The sequence below is a fragment of the Cryobacterium algoritolerans genome (assembly GCF_004402785.1).
In the GTDB taxonomy this organism is placed as follows: Bacteria; Actinomycetota; Actinomycetes; order Actinomycetales; family Microbacteriaceae; genus Cryobacterium; species Cryobacterium algoritolerans.
Genome location: NZ_SOFP01000045.1, coordinates 1 through 17,701, shown reverse-complemented (window position 1 = coordinate 17,701; position 17,701 = coordinate 1). Strand labels below are relative to the sequence as shown.

The following is a 17,701-nucleotide window of genomic DNA, read 5'->3' as shown; positions in this document are numbered from 1 at the left end:
GATGCCCGGACCCACCGGAATCCACGTCTTCACGCTCGAGGGCATCGGCGAGATCGGGGCGGGCGCCGACCTCGCCGCGCTCATCGCCGCCGCGGCCGGATCACGACTCGAAGACGGCGATATCCTTGCTGTGACCAGCAAAATCGTCTCCAAGGCCGAGGGCAGGCAGGTCGCCGCGACCGACCGGGAGCAGGCGATCACCGACGAGACGGTGCGGGTGGTCGCGACCCGCGCCTACCCGGGCGGGGTCACCCGCATCGTCGAGAACCGGCAGGGGCTCGTGATGGCCGCGGCCGGCGTCGACGCGAGCAATACCCCTGAAGGCACGGTGCTGCTGCTGCCCGTCAACCCGGATGCCTCCGCCCGAGCCCTCTGCGTCGCCCTGCGAGCGCGCACCGGGCTGCGGCTCGGTGTGCTGATCACCGACACCGTCGGGCGCCCGTGGCGGGAGGGCCAGACCGACATCGCGATCGGCGCGGCCGGGGTTGCGGTGCTCGACGACCTGCGCGGCACGACGGATGCCTCCGGCCGCCGCCTGGACGTCACGGTCGCCGCCGTCGCCGACGAGATCGCGGGCGCGGCTGACCTCGTGAAGGGCAAGTCGAGCGGCAACCCGGTCGCCGTCGTGCGCGGGCTCGGCCGACTGGTCGAGGCGAGGGAACCGGGTGGGGCTGGGGCCGCGGGTGCAGATTTCGGTGCCGGTGCCGGTGCAGCAGCACTGCGGCGACCAAGTGAGAACGACATGTTCCGGTTGGGGACAGCCGAGGCGATCGCGGAGGGTTTCGCGGCCGGGTACACGGCGGGCCTTCACGCGGGACGTGTTGCGGCGCTCGCCGACGCCGGAAGAACCGGGCCCGGCACGCCAGGCACGCCCGGCACCGGCACCGGCACCGGCACCAGCGCCGGGCCCGGCGCGCCCGATCGACCCGACCCGACCGCTACCGAATGAGCTGGATCGCCGTCGTCCCGGTGAAGGGAAACCCGGGGGCGAAGAGCCGACTGGGCGAGTTGCCCGAACGGGCTCTCCTCGCGGACGCGTTCGCTCTCGACACGGTCGCGGCCGCGCTCGCGACTCGTGGCATCGAGCGGGTGCTCGTGGTGACCGGCGATGAGCGGATCGCGGCGCGCCTCGTGGCACTGGGCGCGGAGGTCGTGGCCGAGGAGCCGCCGGCCGGGGAGCCGCCGGCCGGGGAGTCGCCGGCCGGGGAGCCGCCGGCCGGGGAGCCCCGGATGCCGGCGGACCCGATGAACGCGGCGATCCGGCGAGGACTGACGGTGGCGCGCACACGGTTCCCGCTGTCGAACCTGCTGGTGTTGACCGGGGACCTCCCGGCCCTCACTCCCGCGGATCTCGAGCGAGTCTTCGCCCTGGCCGCGGAGCACGAGCGTTCGATGGTGCCCGACGCAGCTGGCACCGGGACGACGACCCTGCTCGCGCTCGCCGGGGTACCGGTCGAGCCCCGGTTCGGGCCGGGCTCCCGCGCGGCGCACGAGGCCGCCGGGTACGTGCCGTTGGAGATCCCGCCGGCCACCGGCATCCGCAGCGACGTCGACACCGCCTTCGACCTGCTCGTCGCCGGGCGTCTCGGTCTCGGGCAGTACACCCGTCCGCTCGTCGCCGGCGACCGGACGGGCGTTGACGGGCGTTGACGGGCGTTGACGGTCCGGGGATCCGGGACCGGTCGAGCCGCGATGCCGTCACCTTTTCCCGCGCTTCCGTACGGGTGGGGGATGAGCGCACCCGCCTCAGGGTCGAGCGGAGCGACCGAGGGTGAGCGCATCCGCCGCGATCCGGGCGGTCGAAGCCAGGTCACGCATCCAGAGCGGCACGGCGGCAGAGCGGATGCTTGCGGCCGCCAGCACGGGAACGGCCGCGGCATCCGTCTCGTCCACAAGCCAGGCGTCGAGCACGCCCCCCGAGGCGCGGGAGCCAAAGTGCAGGCCGACGGCCTCGGCCGCGGTCTCCACCCCGATCGTGCGGAGGCAGGCATCGGCCATGCCGCGCACGGCGGACCCCGCGATGATCGGTGACACCCCCACGACCGGCGCGGCGGTATCCTGGAGCGCCTCGCGGATCCCGGGCACGGCGAGGATCGTGCCCACCGAGACGACCGGGTTCGACGGCGGCAGGATGACCAGGTCGGCTTCCGTGAGGGCGGTGAGCACCCCGGGGGCCGGGGCCGCGTGCTCCAACCCGACCTGCACGAACTCGGTGACGTCGACCTGGGCGCGGTAGCGCACCCACCACTCCTCGAAGTGGATCAGGTCGCCGGCCCGGTGCTCGTCGATCGCGGCATCGAGGCGCACGTGGGTCTCGACCGGCTGGTCGCTCATCGGCAGCAGCCGGGCGCCCGGCTGCCAGCGCCGGCAGAGGAACTCGGTCGCCTCGCTCAGGGTGGCCCCGCCGCGGAGCAGGTCACTGCGCACGATGTGGGTGGCAAGGTCGAGGTCGCCGAGGGTGAACCAGGACCAGCCTCGCCCATAGGCGGCGATCTCGGCCGAGGTGCGCCGGGTCTCCTCCGACCGGCCCCAGCCCTGTTCCTCGTTGATGCCGCCGCCGAGGGTGTACATCACGGTGTCGAGGTCGGGGCAGATGCGCAGGCTATCGAGCCACATGTCGTCGCCGGTGTTCACTATCACGGAGACGGTCGTGTCGGGGGCGGCTGCCGCCAGGTGGTGCAGCAGGCCGCGGGTGAAGCGGGCGCCGCCGATTCCACCGGCCAAAACGGTGATATTCGTCATCTGCTGCTGCCTGTTTCCGGGTCGTTCGACGATTTTCTCGCCTGCGGTGGGTGCGCGGGGTCCGCGACGGCGCAGAACACGATCACCGGATGCCCACCCCGCGGATGCGCGACGATGTCGCTGTCCACCCCATAGACCTCGTCGATGATCTCCGGCACGAGCACCTCGGCGGGCGTGCCGACCGCGACGAGCCGGCCGCGGTGCAGCAGCAGGATCCGGTCGCAATACGCGGCCGCGAGGTTCAGGTCGTGCAGGGCCATGATCGCGGTCAGCCCGAGCGCCCGCACCTGGCCGAGCAGGCCCAGCTGGGCGCTCACGTCGAGGTGGTTGGTGGGCTCGTCCAACAGCAGCAGGCTCGGGCGTTGTGCCAGCGCCCTGGCGATCTGCACCCGCTGCTGCTCCCCGCCGCTGAGGGTGTGCCACAGTCGGGCCGCCAGTGCGCTGCCGCCGACCATGGCCAGGGATTCCTCGGCCACCCGGTGATCGTCCTCGCCGCCGAAACCGCCGAGCAGCCGACTGCGGTGCGGGATGCGGCCGAGCAGCACGACCTCGCGCACCGACAGGTCGACGCTCGGCGCCGCATTCTGCTCGAGCAGGGCAACCCGGCGCGCCGTCTCCCGGCGGGTCAGGTTGTGCAGCGCGGCGCCGTCGAGTTCGACCTGGCCGCTGTCCGGGGTGTCAAGGCCGGCGACGAGCCGGAGCAGGGTGGACTTGCCGGCGCCGTTGGGGCCGAGCAGCCCGGTCACCGAACCGGTGGGCAGCTGCGCTGACACGTCGTCGAGGATGGACGTTCCGTTGATCCGGAACGAGACCCGATCCAGCCTCACGCCCATGTCGCGGCCCTCCGGCTCTTGATCAGCACGATGAAGACGGGTACGCCGATGATCGCGGTGATGATGCCGACGGGCAGTTCGCGGGGGTCGAAGACCGTGCGGGCGAGGGTGTCCGCCACGACGAGGAACAGTGCGCCGAAGATCACGGTCAGCGGCAGCAGCCTGCGGTGGCCGGGTCCGCTCAGCCCGCGAACGAGATGCGGCAGGATCAGTCCGACGAAACCTATCGCCCCGCTGACGGCGACCATGGCCCCGGTGAGCAGGGCTACCGCGCCGAGCATCGCCCACCGGGTGGCGTTGACGTTGATGCCGAGCGATGCCGCGGCCGTGTCGCCGAACGCGAACGCATCCAGCCGGGTGGCCGCGAGCACGATCCCGGTGCCGACGACAACGAGCGCGGTGCCGGAGATGAGCACGCTGGTCCAGGAACTGCCGGCCAGGGAACCGAGCAGCCAGTTGAGGATCTCACGGTAGGAGTCGCCCTTCGCCGACCAGAAGATGACGAAGGATGTCCCGGCCGCGCCGAGCTGGGCGATCGCAAGCCCGGAGAGCACCGCCCGGCCGGGGGTGATGGTGCCACCGACCCTGGCGATGCTCAGGGTGGCGACCAGGGCGGCCAGTGCGCCGAGGAAAGCCGCGACCGGCAGGGCGAAGGCGACGCCGAGGATGACGACGCAGACCGCGCCGAGCGACGCCCCGCTGGACAGGCCGAGCAGGTAAGGGTCGGCGAGCGGGTTGCGGGTGACGCTCTGCATCACGGCGCCGGAGAGCGCGAGCCCGGCGCCGACCGCGGCCGCGGTCAGCACCCGCGGCAGACGAAGCTGCCAGACAATGGAGTCGGTCAGCGGCGAGACATCCGCCAGGCCGGGCAGGCCCAGGTGCCAGGCGACGCTCGCGAGGACGTCCCGGAGGCTAACGTCGGCCGGGCCGAAGGCGACGGCGACCGCGCAGACGAACAGGAGCGCCAGGGTCGACGCCGCCACGAGGCCGAGGTAGCGCCCGCGCGCCGCCGCCGCCCGCCCGGTCGCGGTCCGTCCGGCCGCAGTCACGGTGTGTCCCCAGTCAAGGTGTGCCATCTCACGCGGTGTCCCGACTACTTGGTTTTCTGCTTGTCGAGCGCGGCCAGCTGGTCGATGGTCGACCCGGCGGCCTCCACGTTGCGGATGCCGGCCTCGGTGGCCGCGAACGGCAGTTCGATGTAGCGCTTGTTCTTCACGGCGTCCAGCCCCTGGGTTGCCGGGTTCGACTCGAGCGTGGCGATCTTGGATGCGGCCGTGTTCCAGGTGGCGTCGACGAGCACGATCACACTCGGGTTCGCGGCTATCACGGATTCCCAGCCCACCGAGGTCCAGGTATCGTGCACGTCGGCGAAGACATTGGTCAGGCCGGCGGCCTTCATGATCATCGCGGGCGAGCCGATCCCGGCGCCGACGTAGGGGCTGTCGGTGCCGCTGGAGTACCAGAGCGCCGTGGTCTTCGTGTCGGCGGGGGCCAGGTCGGCCAGCGCCTTCTCCTGCGCCTTCACGAGCCGGTCGGCGGCATCCGCCCGGCCGAAGATGGCGCCGGCCTCGGTGATCTCCGCGAACACGGAGTCGAAGCTCAAAGGGTCGGGCATGTAGCCGGCGCCCTTGCACGCGGCGGGCGAGACGTAGCTGCCGATGCCAAGCCCCGTGAGCTGGCCGCGATCGCCGACGCCGTCTGCCGCGAAGTTGGACTCCCAGCCGCCGTAGACGAAGTCGGGCGTGAGGGCCAGCACGGCCTCCCGGCCCGGCACGAAGTCGCTGACCACGTTGAGGCCCTTACCGGCCTTGGCCAGGGAAGTCGGCAGCGGCCCATCGAGGAACGCCGAGCCGACGATGCGGTCGCCCAGGCCGAGAGCGAGCAAAAGCTCCGTGGTCGACGACTTGATCGTGACGATGCGCTTCGGCGCCGCGGCCACGGTCACGCTCGTCCCGCAGTTGTCGAGCGTGACGGGGTAGCCCCCGGCGGGCGCGGAACCCGTCGCCCCTCCGGCGGCACCGGCGGTGCCGCCGGCCCCGGCGCATCCGCCCAGCAACAAGGCAACGGATGCCGCACCCGCGACACCAAAAAGAACACTTCGACGGTTCATGAAAACCTTATGTTTCAAGACCGCCACCGCCCTTTCGCGAGAGTGCACTTTTCGCCCCCACAGCGACGCTGAAGGGGCAAAAACTGCACTCTCGCGGCCAGAGGCGGCCAGAGAGGGGGCGGCGGAGCGGGGAGCCGGGGGCGGCAGGGAGAAGGGAGCGGGGAGTGTGTGTGGGGGGGACCTGCCGCCCAAGTCAGGGTTGGCACGACCGGTCAGAGCCAACCGGCGGTCTGGATCCAGCCTAGGCCCATCTCGTTTCGAGCGGGCGCGCACCGGGCGCGGACGGGTCTTCGCCGGCTCCCGGGCGGCGCAGCACGGCAGCGAGAGCCTGCGCGACCTCCGTCACGTCGCCCTGGAACGCCCGCCGGTCACCCGGATGAACGCCTCCCGCCGGTTACCCGGATGAACGCCTCCCGGCGGTCCGCGGCCACAAATGGCGCACCTCCTGCCACCCGGATGCCCGAGTCCGCCAACTGAACGATGGCATCCCGTTCGTCGGCCACCGGAAGCCAGGTGTTGATGCCGTCCGCCTGCCCGGTCGGCCACCCGAGCGCCGTCAGCGCCTCGGCCAGGGCCTTCTGCCGCGCGACGTAGATCCGCCTGGCCTCGCCGATCTGGGCGATGCTGTCGCCGTGGGTGAGCAGGTCATGCAGGATCGACTGCAGAATCCGGCTGGTCCAGCCAGGCCCCAGCATTCGTCCGGCCACGATCCGGTCCACGAGTGCCGCCGACCCGCCGAGCGCGGCGACCCGCAGATCGGGGCCGTGCGACTTGGAGTAGCTGCGCACGTGCAGCACGCGGCCGGGAAGCCAGCGGCCCAGGCTCATGTCGGGGGCCACGCTGATCTCGCCGGAGTGGTCGTCCTCGATCACGACGGTGTCCGCGTTGAGCTTGTGCGCGCTGAGCAGCCTGGCCAGCGCCTGGGCCTTGGCGGCGGGCATCGAGACCCCCGTCGGGTTCTGAGCGCGCGGCTGCAGAATGACCGCGACCGGCGACCGGGTGAGGACGGCAGCGAACACGGAAGGCACGATGCCGTGCTCGTCCACCGGCACCGGCAGTCGCTCGATGCCCATCTGGTCGAGCAGATCGAAGAACGGCGGGAAGCCCGGATCCTCCACGATGACCCGGTCACCGAAACGGGCCACCGCGTCGAGGCTGCGGGAGATGGCGTCGAGGGCGCCGTCGACGACCGTGATCGACTCGGCCGGGAACGGCCAGGACGCACGCAGCACCGTGAGCAGCTCCGGGATCACCGGCAGCTCCTGGTACACCACGGTGGCGGCCCGCTGGGAGACCAGGGAGAGCGCCGGCCCGAGATCGGGCAGGAGCAGCGGGTCAGGCGTGCCCCTGGACAGGCCCCGCGGTGATAGCCGGCCATCGACTGGCTGCGGACCGGCAGCCCGCGAGGAGCGGCCTCGAGCACGAAGGTGCCGCTGCTCCCGCGGGAGACGATCAGCCCCACCGCGGAGAGCGCCTGCCAGGCGTGGCTGACCGTCGCCGGGCTCACCGCCAGGGCCGCTGCCAGCGCCCGCACGGTGGGCAGCCGGTCGCCGGGGGCGAGCCTGCCCGAGCTGATCAGACGGCCGAGCGCGGTCGCGATCCCCGCGGGAGTGCGTTTCTCGACCTCGTCGGTAACGGTTTGCATGACCCCTTGCCTCCGGCTGGTTGGGGCGACAGGATGATCACGCGTGCGTCACACACAGAAACAGAACTGAAATGTTTACGTCGAAGAGTAACAAATACGGACAACGCAGTCCGATTCGACTCAACTGATTCGGCGCTGCGTCTCCCGGCCCCTGGGCCAGCTCAGCGCCGAGCTTGATGTGGAGGCAGAGAATGACCGGGGACATCAGCAGCACCGACACGCGCACCGTCGTGCGGGCCGCCATCACGCAGACCGACTGGACCGGGGACCAGGAATCGATGATCGTCAAACACGAGGGATTCGTGCGCACGGCGGCCGAGGCCGGCGTACAGGTGATCTGCTTCCAGGAGCTCTTCCACGGCCCGTACTTCGGCACCGTGCAGGACCCGAAGTACTACGACTACGCCCAGAGCGTTCCCGGCCCGCTGGTCGAGCGGTTCCAGAGGCTCGCCGCGGAGCACAAGATGGTGATCGTGCTCCCGGTCTACGAGGAGGAACAGCCCGGCGTGCTCTACAACACCGCCGCCGTGATCGACGCCGACGGCAGTTACCTCGGCAAATACCGCAAGCACCACATCCCGCACCTGCCCCAGTTCTGGGAGAAGTTCTACTTCCGACCCGGCAACGGCGACTACCCCGTCTTCGATACGTTGGTCGGCCGGATCGGCGTCTACATCTGCTACGACCGGCACTTCCCCGAGGGCTGGCGGGTGCTCGGCCTGAACGGCGCCGAGATCGTCTTCAACCCCTCGGCCACCAAGCCCGGCCTCTCCAACCGGCTCTGGGAGCTCGAGCAGCCGGCCGCCGCGGTCGCCAACCAGTACTACATCGGGGCGAACAACCGGATCGGCACCGAGAGCCGCGAGTTCGGCGACGAGGCGGTCACCTTCTACGGCAGCTCCTACTTCGTCGACCCGCGCGGCAACTACGTCGGCGAGGTGGCGTCGACGGATGCCACGGAGATCGTCATCCGCGACCTCGACCTCGGCATCATCCGCGAGGTGCGCAACTCGTGGCAGTTCTACCGCGACCGCCGACCGGACTCGTACGGGTCCCTCGTCGAACCGTGAGCTGACCACCGGGTCTCGACAGGCTCGACCACCGACGACAGGAGTAGGCAATGAAGACCTTGATCCGCAACGGAACCGTCGTCAGCGCGACGGGCTCGTCCCTCGCCGACGTGCTCATCGACGGGGAGACGATCGCGGCCGTGCTCGCGCCCGGGTCAACGCTGCTCGGCCTCGACCTCGCGGCATCCGTCGACCGGGTGATCGACGCGATCGGCAAGTACGTGATACCCGGAGGGATCGACGCGCACACCCACATGCAGCTGCCGTTCGGCGGCACCGCCGCATCCGACACCTTCGAGACCGGCACCCGCGCGGCCGCGTGGGGCGGAACGACCACGATCATCGACTTCGCGGTGCAGAGCTATGGCCAGCGGGTCTTCGACGGCCTCGCCGCATGGCACGAGAAGGCCGCAGGCAACTGCGCGATCGACTACGCGTTCCACCAGATCATCGGCGACCTCAACGCGGACTCGCTGCAGGCGATGGACGGGCTGCTCGCCGAGGGCGTCTCGAGCTTCAAACTGTTCATGGCCTACCCGGGCGTCTTCTACTCGGATGACGCGCAGATCCTCAAGGCGATGCAGAAGTCGGCCGAGACCGGGCTGATGACCATGATGCACGCCGAGAATGGGCCGGCGATCGACGTGCTCGTCGGCCAGCTACTGGCAGAGGGCAAGACCGCCCCCTACTACCACGGCATCGCCCGGGCCTGGCAGCTCGAGGAGGAGGCCACCCACCGGGCGATCATGCTCGCCAACCTCACCGGGGCCCCGCTCTACGTCGTGCACGTGAGCGCCAAACAGGCCGTGGCTCAGCTCGCGGCCGCCCGCGACAACGGCCAGAACGTGTTCGGCGAGACCTGTCCGCAATACCTCTATCTCTCGCTCGAGGAGAACCTCGGCGCCCCAGGCTTCGAGGGCGCCAAGTGGGTGTGTTCGACCCCGTTGCGCTCCCGGGCCGAGGGGCACCAGGACCACCTCTGGCAAAGCCTGCGCACGAACGACCTGCAACTGGTCTCCACCGACCACTGTCCGTTCTGTATGAAGGGCCAGAAGGACCTTGGCGTCGGCGATTTCTCCAGGATCCCGAACGGGATCGGCTCGGTCGAGCACCGCCTCGACCTGCTCTACCAGGGCGTTGTCACCGGCCGGATCTCGCTCGAACGCTGGGTCGAGATCACCTCAACCACGCCGGCGCGCATGTTCGGCCTCTACGGGAAGAAGGGCGTGATCCAGCCCGGTGCGGACGCGGACATCGTCGTCTACGACCCCAACGGCCACACCTCCATCGGCTACGGCACCGACGAGAACGGCGAGCCGACCGGGCGCAGCCACCACATGAACATGGACCATTCGGCCTGGGAGGGCTACGAGATCGACGGTCACGTCGACATCGTGCTCTCCCGCGGCAAGGTCGTCATCGCTGAGAACAGCTACCTCGGGGCCAGGGGCGACGGCCGGTTCGTCAAGCGCGGCCTGAGCCAGTACCTCATCTAGGGCAGGGAACAGCATGGATTTCGGAGCGGTACTGCAGACCAACCCGCCGTCGGCCCGCGTCGTGCACCTCGCCCAGCTCGCCGAGGTGCACGGCTTCAGCCACGTCTGGACGTTCGACTCGCACCTGCTCTGGCAGGAGCCGTATGTGATCCACAGTCGCATCCTCGCCGAGACCCGCAAGATCGTGGTCGGCCCCATGGTCACCAACCCGGCCACCAGAGACTGGACCGTGACGGCGTCGACCTTCGCGACCCTGAACGAGATGTACGGTAACCGCACGATCTGCGGCATTGGCCGCGGCGATTCCGCGGTGCGGGTCACCAACGGGGCTCCCACCACGCTGAAGACGCTGCGCGAATCGATCCACGTTATCCGTGAGCTGGCCAATTCCCGGCCAGTCGAGCACAACGGTGCCACCCTCCGGTTCCCCTGGAGCACTGGCTCCAGCCTCGAGGTGTGGGTGGCTGCCTACGGCCCGCTCGCGCTCAAGCTCGCCGGCGAGGTCGGTGACGGCTTCATCCTGCAGATGGCCGACCTCGACGTGGCCGAGTGGATGATCGGCACGGTGCGGGATGCCGCCGCGAACGTGGGACGCGACCCGGCGTCGATCTCCGTCTGCGTCGCCGCGCCGATGTACATCGGCGACGACTGGGAGCACATGCGCAACCAGTGCCGCTGGTTCGGCGGCATGGTCGGCAACCACGTCGCCGACATCGTCGCGAAGTATGGCACGGAATCGCCCGTGCCCAAGGCCCTCACCGACTACATCGCCGGCCGGAGCGGCTACGACTACAACCAGCATGGCCGCGCCGGCAACACGCACGCCGACTTCGTGCCGGACGAGATCGTCGACCGGTTCTGCCTGCTCGGCACCTCGAAGGACCACATCGTGAAGCTTCAGGCGCTGCGGGACCTCGGCGTCGACCAGTTCGCCGGCTACCTCCAGCACGACAACAAGGAGGAGACCCTGCGCGTCTACGGGGAGACCGTGATCCCCGCCCTCACCGACCCGATCGTCGCAAAGCTGTGACCAAGGCTGTCTCGCCCCGATCCCGGCGAGGGCCGCTCCGTGCGCGCCGGCGTCACGATGCTGCCCCGCACCCAGCGACCTGGCCATGCCGCACCTCTGGGTGATGGCCGCCCGGGCGCTCGAACCGGTCACCGGCGCCGGCAACGCCGTGCTGCTCTGGCGGGCCGTGCTGGGCGCCTCCCTGTTCACGCTCGGCATTTCCGCGGTGGGCTGGCTCGTCGGCGTCGGCGTCGGCGTCGGCGTCAGCGTCGGACTCGCGCTCTCTCTTTCTCTCTCGCTGCTGATGCAGCGGTTCGGGCTGGTCGAGGCGGCCGTGCTGCCCTGGATCATCCTCAGCCAGTCCGTTCCGCTGATCGCCCTGGCCCCACTCGTGCGGCTCCTGGGCGCCCAAGGTGCTCGGTTCGATCGAGCAGGGCGCAAAAATCACCGATGTCGCCCAGATATCCGAACGCAGCGCAACCACCCAGATCTCGTTCAAGGACAAGGACATCACCGCGCCGGCGCTCCTCAAGGGCAAGAACGTCGGCAGCTGGGGCTTCGGCAACGAATGGGAGCTCTTCGCCGGCATGCAGAAGAGCGGCGTGCGGGTGGGCGACATCAAACTCGTGCAGCAGTCCTTCGACATGAATGGTTTCCTCTCCGGGGACATCGCCGCCGCCCAGGCCATGACCTACAACGAATACGCCCAGGTGCTCGAGACACAGAACCCGAAGCCGGGCGAGCTATACCAGCCCTCCGACCTCAACGTCATCCACTGGAACGACGAGGGCACGGCCATGCTGCAGGATGGGATCTGGGCCGACGCCGACAAGCTCGCCTCCGACAGGGACTACGCCGCCAACACGGTCAAGTTCATCAAGGCGTCGATCAAGGGTTGGATCTACGCGGCAACTAACCCGGACAAGGCGGCCGGGATCGTCACCGCGGCCGGATCGCAACTGCCCGCAGGACACCAGCTCTGGATGACCAACGAGGTCAACAAGCTGATCTGGACGTCCATGAACGGGGTCGGCCTGATCGACGCGGCCGCCTGGAAGAACATCGTCGAGATCGCGATGAACACCAAGAACGAGACCGGCGCAACCATCATCACGGCCGAACCGCCAAAGACCGCCTACTCGAATGAGTACGTGCAGAAGGCGCTCGACGAGCTGACCAGGGACGGCGTCGACGTGATCGGCGCCGATTGGAAACCGATCACGGTCACGCTGGGGGAGGGCGGCGAGTAGGCTCGCCCCATCGGGCCGGGTGGTCCATCGGGCCGCCCGGCCCCTCTCCGCACCAACCTTCACTCCACGCATTTCCTTCACTCAACGCAGAGAAAGACCACGATATTCGTGAATGACACCACCGCCGCCAGCCCGAACGACGCTGCCCTCGAGCTGGACCGGGCCTACGTCTTCCATTCCTGGTCGGCGCAGGCCGCCCTCAAACCGCTGGTGATCGCGGGCGGTAAGGGGTCCCGCGTCTGGGACTACGACGGGCGCAGCTACCTGGACTTCTCGAGCCAGCTCGTCAACGTGAACATCGGCCACCAGCATCCGGCAGTCACCCAGGCGATCATCGACCAGGCCGGCACGCTCGCCACCGTCGCGCCGGCGACCGCGAACCTGATGCGCGGCGAGGCCGCCAAGCGCATCGTCGACCGCGCCCCGGCTAGCTTCAACAAGGTCTTCTTCACCAACGGCGGGGCGGATGCGATCGAGAACGCGATCCGGCTGGCCCGCCTCCACACCGGGCGGGACAAGGTGCTCTCCACCTACCGCTCTTACCACGGCAACACCGGCGCGGCGATCGTCGCGACCGGCGACTGGCGGCGCATCCCGAACGAATTCGCACGAGGGCACGTTCACTTCTTCGGCCCGTACCTCTACCGCAGCGAGTTCTGGGCGACGACGCCCGAGCAGGAATCGGTGCGGGCGCTGCGCCACCTCGAGCGTGTGATCCAGAGCGAGGGGCCGACCACGATCGCGGCCGTGCTACTCGAATCGATCCCCGGTACGGCCGGGGTGCTCGTGCCGCCACCCGGCTACCTTGCCGGGGTGCGCGCGCTCTGCGACCGCTACGGGATCCTCCTGATCCTCGACGAAGTGATGGCCGGCTTCGGACGCACGGGACGGTGGTTCGCCTTCGAGGGCTACGACGTGACCCCCGACCTGATCGCCTTCGCCAAGGGCGTCAACTCCGGCTACGTGCCCACGGGTGGCGTGATCATCTCCGAGTCGATCGCGAACGACTTCGAGACCACGGTCTTCCCCGGCGGACTCACCTACAGCGGGCATCCGCTGGCGATGGCGTCGATTGTGGCCGCCCTCGACGCCATGGAGAATGAGGGCATCGTCGCCAACGCGGCCAGGATCGGGCGTGACCGGCTCGCGCCGGGCCTCGCGGCGCTGCGGGAAAAACACCCGATCATCGGTGAGGTTCGCGGCGAGGGCGTGTTCTGGGCGTTGGAGCTCGTGGCCGACCGCGACACCCGCGCGCCGCTGAGCGGCGTCGTAATGAGCCGGATCAAGACCGAGCTACTCGCCCGCAACCTCCTGCCCTTCCTCGTCGACAACCGAATCCACGTCGTGCCGCCCTGCGTGGTCACCGACGATGAGGTCGCCGAGGCCCTCGCCATCTACGACGAGGTCCTCGGCCTCGACCTCCTCTGACCCCCTGCCCCCGGTGGTCGAGCCTGCCCTGACCGATGCCCGACGCGTTCGATCCCCGTTTCCCCCGGTGGTCGAGCCGGTCGAGACCAAGCCTGGCCCGTCACCACCACCCCCGTTTCCATCGGTGGTCGAGCCGGTCAAGACCAGATCTCGCCCGTCACCACCACGATCCCCCACACGACGAAGAGAAACGAAGGACAATGACTGATCTGCCCGTAATCACCCACTGGATCGACGGGGCGCCGTTCGGCGGGATCTCGACCCGCACCGCGCCGGTCTTCAACCCGGCCCTCGGCGCCGTGGCCAGGAACGTGCGCCTCGCCGGCACGGTCGACGTCGGCACCGCCGTCGCCTCGGCGCAGGCCGCCTACCCCGCGTGGCGGGACACCTCCCAGGCCAGGCGCCAGGGCGTCATGTTCGCCTTCCGCGAATTGCTGAACGCGCGCAAGGGCGAGCTGGCCGACATCCTCACCGCCGAACACGGCAAGGTGACCTCGGATGCCCTCGGCGAGATCGCGCGCGGGCTCGAGGTCGTCGAATTCGCCCTCGGCATGCCGCACCTGACCAAGGGCGAGTACTCGGAGAACGTGTCGACCGGCGTCGACGTCTACACGTTGCGCCAGCCGCTCGGCGTCGTTGGCATCATCAGTCCGTTCAATTTCCCGGCGATGGTGCCCCTGTGGTTCTTCCCGATCGCGATCGCGGCGGGCAACACCGTGGTGCTCAAGCCGAGCGAGAAGGACCCGTCGGCGTCGAACTGGATGGCCGCCCTGATGACCGAGGCCGGCCTCCCCGCCGGCGTGCTCAACGTCGTGCACGGTGACAAGGAGGCGGTGGACGCCCTGCTCGTTCACCCCGACGTGCAGGCGATCTCCTTCGTCGGCTCCACCCCGATCGCGAAGTACATCTATGAGACCGCGGCGCATCACGGCAAGCGCGTCCAGGCCCTCGGCGGGGCCAAGAACCACATGCTCGTGCTGCCGGACGCCGACCTCGACCTGGCCGCGGATGCGGCGGTCAACGCCGGATTCGGCTCCGCCGGTGAGCGCTGCATGGCCATCAGCGTCGTGGTGGCCGTCGAACCGGTCGCCGATGAACTGGTCGCGAAGATCACCGAGCGGCTCAAGGGACTCCGAGTGGGTGACGGCATGCGCGGCTGCGACATGGGGCCGCTGATCACGAAGGCGCACCGGGACAAGGTCGCCTCCTACATCGACGTGGCCCGCACCGACGGGGCCGAGATCGTCGTGGACGGGCGCGGCATCGACGTGGACGGTGACGCATCCGGTTTCTGGCTCGGTCCGACCCTGTTCGACCGGGTCAGCACCGACTCGGATGTGTACCTCGACGAGATCTTCGGCCCGGTGCTGTCAATCGTGCGGGTCGGCAGCTACGCCGAGGGGCTCACCCTGATCAACCGCAGCCGCTACGGCAACGGCACCGCGATCTTCACCAACGACGGCGGCGCGGCCCGGCGGTTCCAGAACGAAGTGCAGGTCGGCATGATCGGTATCAACGTGCCGATCCCGGTGCCGGTGGCCTACCACTCGTTCGGCGGCTGGAAGGACTCCCTCTTCGGCGACGCGAAGGCGTACGGTCCGGCGGGGATCGCCTTCTACACCCGGGAGAAGGCCGTCACCAGCCGCTGGCTCGACCCCAGCCACGGAGGCATCAACCTCGGCTTCCCCCAGAACGCCTAGCCCAGCCCGAGCCCGCCCCTCAGTTCCCCCACCTCCCGCCAAACCCGACCGCGAGAGTGCACTTTTCGCCCCCTCGGCGCCGCGATAAGGGCGAATAGTGCACTCTCGCGGCCGGGAGTCAGGGTTCAGGGCGGTCAGGAGGAGGAGGAGGAGGAGGAGGAGGAGGAGGAGGAGGAGGAGGGCGGGGCGGATGCGGTGTGCTCGGCCTGGACCCGTTCGGCCTCGGCCCGCAGCACGTCGACGACCGTGCGCACCGCGAGACGTTCGGCGCGATCGGGGCGCATCAGCGCCACGATCTGCCGCTCGGCGTCGACTCCACGCAGCGGCTTGAGCACGAGCTTGCCCGGCTGGTCGCCACCCCAGGTGTAGCGCGGCACCAGGGCGATACCGAGGCCCGCCATCACGAACGCCTCGATCAGCCGCATGTCCGCGAAGCGCTGCGCCACCAGTGCCTGGCCGCCGCCCTGCTGTTCGATCTGGTGCAGGATGCGTTCAAACGGGTAGCCATCCGGCGCGCCTATCCAGGTCTCGCCGACGACGTCGGCCGGTCCGATCCAGGCCCGGGGGGCCAGGCGGTGGTCGGCCGGCAGGCCCACGTCGAGCGGCTCGGTCATCAGGGGAACCACGGTGAGTCCCCTCCCTCCCCAGGGCAGCTGACCGCGCAGGCTGTAGGCGAGCACGATATCGAAGTCGGCGGTGAGCGCAGGGAAGTCGCTCAGTTCCGGGTCCTTGTCGGTGCAGTTGACGATCAGGCCCGGCACCCCCGCGATCTGCTGCAGCGCGCCCGGCAGCAGCATCTCGCCCGCGGTCGGGAAGGTGACCAGGCTCACCTCGCCGGTAACGTGGTTGCGGAACTCGTCCCACACCGCGTTGGCGCGGGCGAGCGCGACCGCGACGTCGGTCGCGCTGCGGGCCAGCGCGCGTCCGGCATCCGTCAGAATCAGGCCACGACCGCTGCGCTCGGTGAGCGGCAATCCGGCCTCCCGCTCCAGCACCTTGAGCTGTTGCGATACCGCCGACGGCGTGCGATGGGTTGCCCGCGCCACCTCCGTGATGCTGCGACGTTCGGCCAATTCCCTGAGCAATTCGAGCCTCTGTACATCCATGTAGCAAAGCTACACACTCAGTGCAGAACAATGCGATTGTGCTGCACTGTTTGTCGTGGTGGAATTAACACGTCGAACTCGTGCAATGGTGCCTCCGTCTCCCCGACACAAACCCCCATTCACGAAAGGTACGACCGTGTTCGTTCTCCTCGCCGTTCTCGTTCTCATTGTTCTCTCCTCCGCTGCCGCCGTCGTCGTCGACGTGCAGAAAGACGGCTACCGTCGCCTGCCCGAGCGCAAGCTGGTCCGCAGCTTCTGAGCACCCGGGGCACAGCCGGGAACGATACGGTTCCGGCAACTTGTCGATGGCCTAAAGTTGGACTGTGAAAGACACTCGCAAGCAGCTCATCGACCACATCTCGGCCGAGGCCGTTTTCCACGGTGATTTCACCCTCACCAGCGGCAAGAAAGCCAGCTACTACGTCGACCTCCGCAAGGTGAGCCTCGACCACCGGGTTGCCCCGCTGATCGGTCAAGTCATGATCGATCTCATCGCTGGGATCCCTGGCGTGGCCGCCGTCGGCGGCATGACCATGGGCGCTGATCCTGTCGCCGCCGCGATCCTGCACCAGGGGGTTGCCCGCGGTCTTGCCTATGACGCCTTCGTCGTGCGCAAGGAGCCCAAGGACCACGGCCGCGGCCGCCAAGTTGAGGGTCCCGACCTCGCGGGCAAGCGCGTGATCGTGCTCGAAGACACCTCCACGACCGGCGGATCCCCGCTCGCCGCGATCGAGGCGCTGCTCAAGGTCGGCGCCATCATCGCCGCCGTCGCCGTGGTCGTCGACCGCGACACCGGTGCTCGCGAAGTGATCGAAGCAGCCGGCTACCCCTACTATGCAGCGATCGGCCTTGAGGACCTGGGGCTGCGCTGATGCCCGACAAGGACGGACAGGGCGAAGACGGAGTCGACTGGCTCGCGTCCCAACTCGGCGGCGGAGCCAGGCCGGCCAGCCCCGACGAATTCGTCCCCCGCAAGGGCGCGCCCCGCCGTCCGAAGGCAGTCCCCGTCGAGCCTGCGCCCGGTGAGGCTGCCCCGAAGACCGCCGGGTTCCTCTGGGGCCTGAAGCCCACCACCGAGACCGATCCCCACGTGACATCGACGGATGTCGCAGTTCCCCCCGTGTCGCCGGCCACCCCCGAGCGGCCATCCGCTCCGACCCCCGCGCCGGTCCCGGCCGCCTCGGTGCCTCGTCCCGCCACCCCGGTGCCCTCGGCCGGAATCGGCCAGCGGGCCGAGCCGCTCGCGCCCGCCCAGTCGGCCGACCTCAGGCCCGCCACCCCGACCCCCGCCCGTGCTGCCGGGCACACCCCC

General features: G+C 69.4%; 17 protein-coding genes and 1 pseudogene. 11 read left to right on the top strand and 7 right to left on the bottom strand.

All coding sequences use genetic code 11. The features are described from left to right. Position 1: 1 nt before the first annotated feature. Both cofE and cofC read left to right on the top strand, forming a co-directional pair. Positions 2–949 (top strand): coenzyme F420-0:L-glutamate ligase, encoded by a 948-nt coding sequence (gene cofE, locus E3O19_RS08180; protein ID WP_134566849.1) that lies wholly within the window; start codon positions 2–4, stop codon positions 947–949. Next, positions 946–1,650: a 2-phospho-L-lactate guanylyltransferase gene (cofC, locus tag E3O19_RS08175; protein ID WP_134566848.1), complete on the top strand. Its 705-nt coding sequence runs from the start codon at positions 946–948 to the stop codon at positions 1,648–1,650. Before cofE ends, cofC begins: the two co-directional genes overlap by 4 nt. A gap of 96 nt (positions 1,651–1,746) precedes the next feature. Here the strand turns inward: cofC and cofD are convergent, their stop codons facing one another. The 6 genes from cofD to E3O19_RS08145 form a co-directional block, all read right to left on the bottom strand. Then, entirely contained in the window at positions 1,747–2,742 is a 996-nt protein-coding gene (gene cofD / locus E3O19_RS08170; RefSeq protein WP_134566847.1) for a 2-phospho-L-lactate transferase, read from the bottom strand. Next, a complete protein-coding gene (locus E3O19_RS08165; protein WP_134566846.1) occupies positions 2,739–3,575 on the bottom strand; it encodes an ABC transporter ATP-binding protein in 837 nt (278 codons plus the stop codon). Before E3O19_RS08165 ends, cofD begins: the two co-directional genes overlap by 4 nt. Next, positions 3,566–4,651, bottom strand: coding sequence for a putative F420-0 ABC transporter permease subunit (locus E3O19_RS08160; RefSeq protein ID WP_134566845.1), 1,086 nt, complete (start codon positions 4,649–4,651; stop codon positions 3,566–3,568). The genes E3O19_RS08165 and E3O19_RS08160 overlap by 10 nt, the downstream gene beginning before the upstream one ends. Positions 4,652–4,668: 17 nt before the next feature. Further along, entirely contained in the window at positions 4,669–5,685 is a 1,017-nt protein-coding gene (locus tag E3O19_RS08155) for a putative F420-0 ABC transporter substrate-binding protein (RefSeq protein ID WP_134566844.1), read from the bottom strand. A 368-nt stretch (positions 5,686–6,053) separates the two neighbouring features. After that, complete coding sequence (locus E3O19_RS08150) at positions 6,054–6,959, bottom strand: aminotransferase class I/II-fold pyridoxal phosphate-dependent enzyme (protein WP_166804518.1); 906 nt, start codon at positions 6,957–6,959, stop codon at positions 6,054–6,056. Then, entirely contained in the window at positions 6,935–7,330 is a 396-nt protein-coding gene (locus E3O19_RS08145; protein ID WP_134566842.1) for a GntR family transcriptional regulator, read from the bottom strand. Before E3O19_RS08145 ends, E3O19_RS08150 begins: the two co-directional genes overlap by 25 nt. Before the next feature lie 191 nt (positions 7,331–7,521). On the opposite strand from E3O19_RS08145, the gene E3O19_RS08140 reads away from it, so the two are divergent. From E3O19_RS08140 to E3O19_RS08115, 6 genes are all read left to right on the top strand, one after another. After that, complete coding sequence (locus tag E3O19_RS08140) at positions 7,522–8,400, top strand: nitrilase-related carbon-nitrogen hydrolase (RefSeq protein ID WP_134566841.1); 879 nt, start codon at positions 7,522–7,524, stop codon at positions 8,398–8,400. A 50-nt stretch (positions 8,401–8,450) separates the two neighbouring features. After that, positions 8,451–9,896, top strand: a complete 1,446-nt coding sequence (hydA, locus tag E3O19_RS08135; RefSeq protein ID WP_134566840.1) for a dihydropyrimidinase — start codon at positions 8,451–8,453, stop codon at positions 9,894–9,896. 13 nt (positions 9,897–9,909) lie between these two features. Then, positions 9,910–10,926 carry a TIGR03842 family LLM class F420-dependent oxidoreductase gene (locus tag E3O19_RS08130; protein ID WP_134566839.1) on the top strand — a complete coding sequence of 339 codons (1,017 nt, stop codon included), beginning with the start codon at positions 9,910–9,912 and terminating at the stop codon, positions 10,924–10,926. A 392-nt stretch (positions 10,927–11,318) separates the two neighbouring features. Next, the gene (locus tag E3O19_RS08125; RefSeq protein ID WP_134566838.1) at positions 11,319–12,155 is read left to right on the top strand and encodes an ABC transporter substrate-binding protein; all 837 of its coding nucleotides are present in this window, start codon (positions 11,319–11,321) and stop codon (positions 12,153–12,155) included. Positions 12,156–12,257: 102 nt separating this feature from the next. Beyond that, positions 12,258–13,583: an aspartate aminotransferase family protein gene (locus E3O19_RS08120; RefSeq protein WP_420898595.1), complete on the top strand. Its 1,326-nt coding sequence runs from the start codon at positions 12,258–12,260 to the stop codon at positions 13,581–13,583. Positions 13,584–13,783: 200 nt separating this feature from the next. Continuing rightward, positions 13,784–15,283 (top strand): CoA-acylating methylmalonate-semialdehyde dehydrogenase, encoded by a 1,500-nt coding sequence (locus E3O19_RS08115; protein WP_134566836.1) that lies wholly within the window; start codon positions 13,784–13,786, stop codon positions 15,281–15,283. A gap of 134 nt (positions 15,284–15,417) precedes the next feature. Here E3O19_RS08115 and E3O19_RS08110 read toward each other — a convergent pair whose 3' ends face one another. Beyond that, the gene (locus E3O19_RS08110) at positions 15,418–16,389 is read right to left on the bottom strand and encodes a LysR family transcriptional regulator (protein ID WP_134566835.1); all 972 of its coding nucleotides are present in this window, start codon (positions 16,387–16,389) and stop codon (positions 15,418–15,420) included. A 136-nt stretch (positions 16,390–16,525) separates the two neighbouring features. Here E3O19_RS08110 and E3O19_RS18560 point away from each other — a divergent pair, with 136 nt between their 5' ends. The 3 genes and pseudogenes from E3O19_RS18560 to E3O19_RS08100 form a co-directional block, all read left to right on the top strand. Beyond that, on the top strand, positions 16,526–16,648 hold the full coding sequence (locus tag E3O19_RS18560; protein ID WP_255453676.1) for a hypothetical protein: 123 nt from the start codon (positions 16,526–16,528) through the stop codon (positions 16,646–16,648). Between the two features lie 64 nt (positions 16,649–16,712). Next, positions 16,713–17,261: an orotate phosphoribosyltransferase gene (gene pyrE / locus E3O19_RS08105; protein ID WP_134566834.1), complete on the top strand. Its 549-nt coding sequence runs from the start codon at positions 16,713–16,715 to the stop codon at positions 17,259–17,261. Beyond that, positions 17,261–17,701: pseudogene (locus tag E3O19_RS08100) on the top strand (hypothetical protein); the annotation flags it as partial. The gene pyrE and the pseudogene E3O19_RS08100, both read left to right, overlap by 1 nt.

Bases quoted from the DNA above. Each gene is read 5' to 3' on its own strand.
- E3O19_RS08160 (WP_134566845.1), bottom strand. From the start codon at position 4,651: ATGGCACACCTTGACTGGGGACACACCGTGACTGCGGCCGGACGGACC.
- E3O19_RS08110 (WP_134566835.1), bottom strand. From the start codon at position 16,389: ATGGATGTACAGAGGCTCGAATTGCTCAGGGAATTGGCCGAACGTCGC.
- E3O19_RS08130 (WP_134566839.1), top strand. From the start codon at position 9,910: ATGGATTTCGGAGCGGTACTGCAGACCAACCCGCCGTCGGCCCGCGTC.
- cofE (WP_134566849.1), top strand. From the start codon at position 2: ATGCCCGGACCCACCGGAATCCACGTCTTCACGCTCGAGGGCATCGGC.
- cofC (WP_134566848.1), top strand. From the start codon at position 946: ATGAGCTGGATCGCCGTCGTCCCGGTGAAGGGAAACCCGGGGGCGAAG.
- cofD (WP_134566847.1), bottom strand. From the start codon at position 2,742: ATGACGAATATCACCGTTTTGGCCGGTGGAATCGGCGGCGCCCGCTTC.
- E3O19_RS08140 (WP_134566841.1), top strand. From the start codon at position 7,522: ATGACCGGGGACATCAGCAGCACCGACACGCGCACCGTCGTGCGGGCC.
- E3O19_RS08155 (WP_134566844.1), bottom strand. From the start codon at position 5,685: ATGAACCGTCGAAGTGTTCTTTTTGGTGTCGCGGGTGCGGCATCCGTT.
- E3O19_RS08115 (WP_134566836.1), top strand. From the start codon at position 13,784: ATGACTGATCTGCCCGTAATCACCCACTGGATCGACGGGGCGCCGTTC.
- E3O19_RS08165 (WP_134566846.1), bottom strand. From the start codon at position 3,575: ATGGGCGTGAGGCTGGATCGGGTCTCGTTCCGGATCAACGGAACGTCC.
- E3O19_RS08145 (WP_134566842.1), bottom strand. From the start codon at position 7,330: ATGCAAACCGTTACCGACGAGGTCGAGAAACGCACTCCCGCGGGGATC.
- hydA (WP_134566840.1), top strand. From the start codon at position 8,451: ATGAAGACCTTGATCCGCAACGGAACCGTCGTCAGCGCGACGGGCTCG.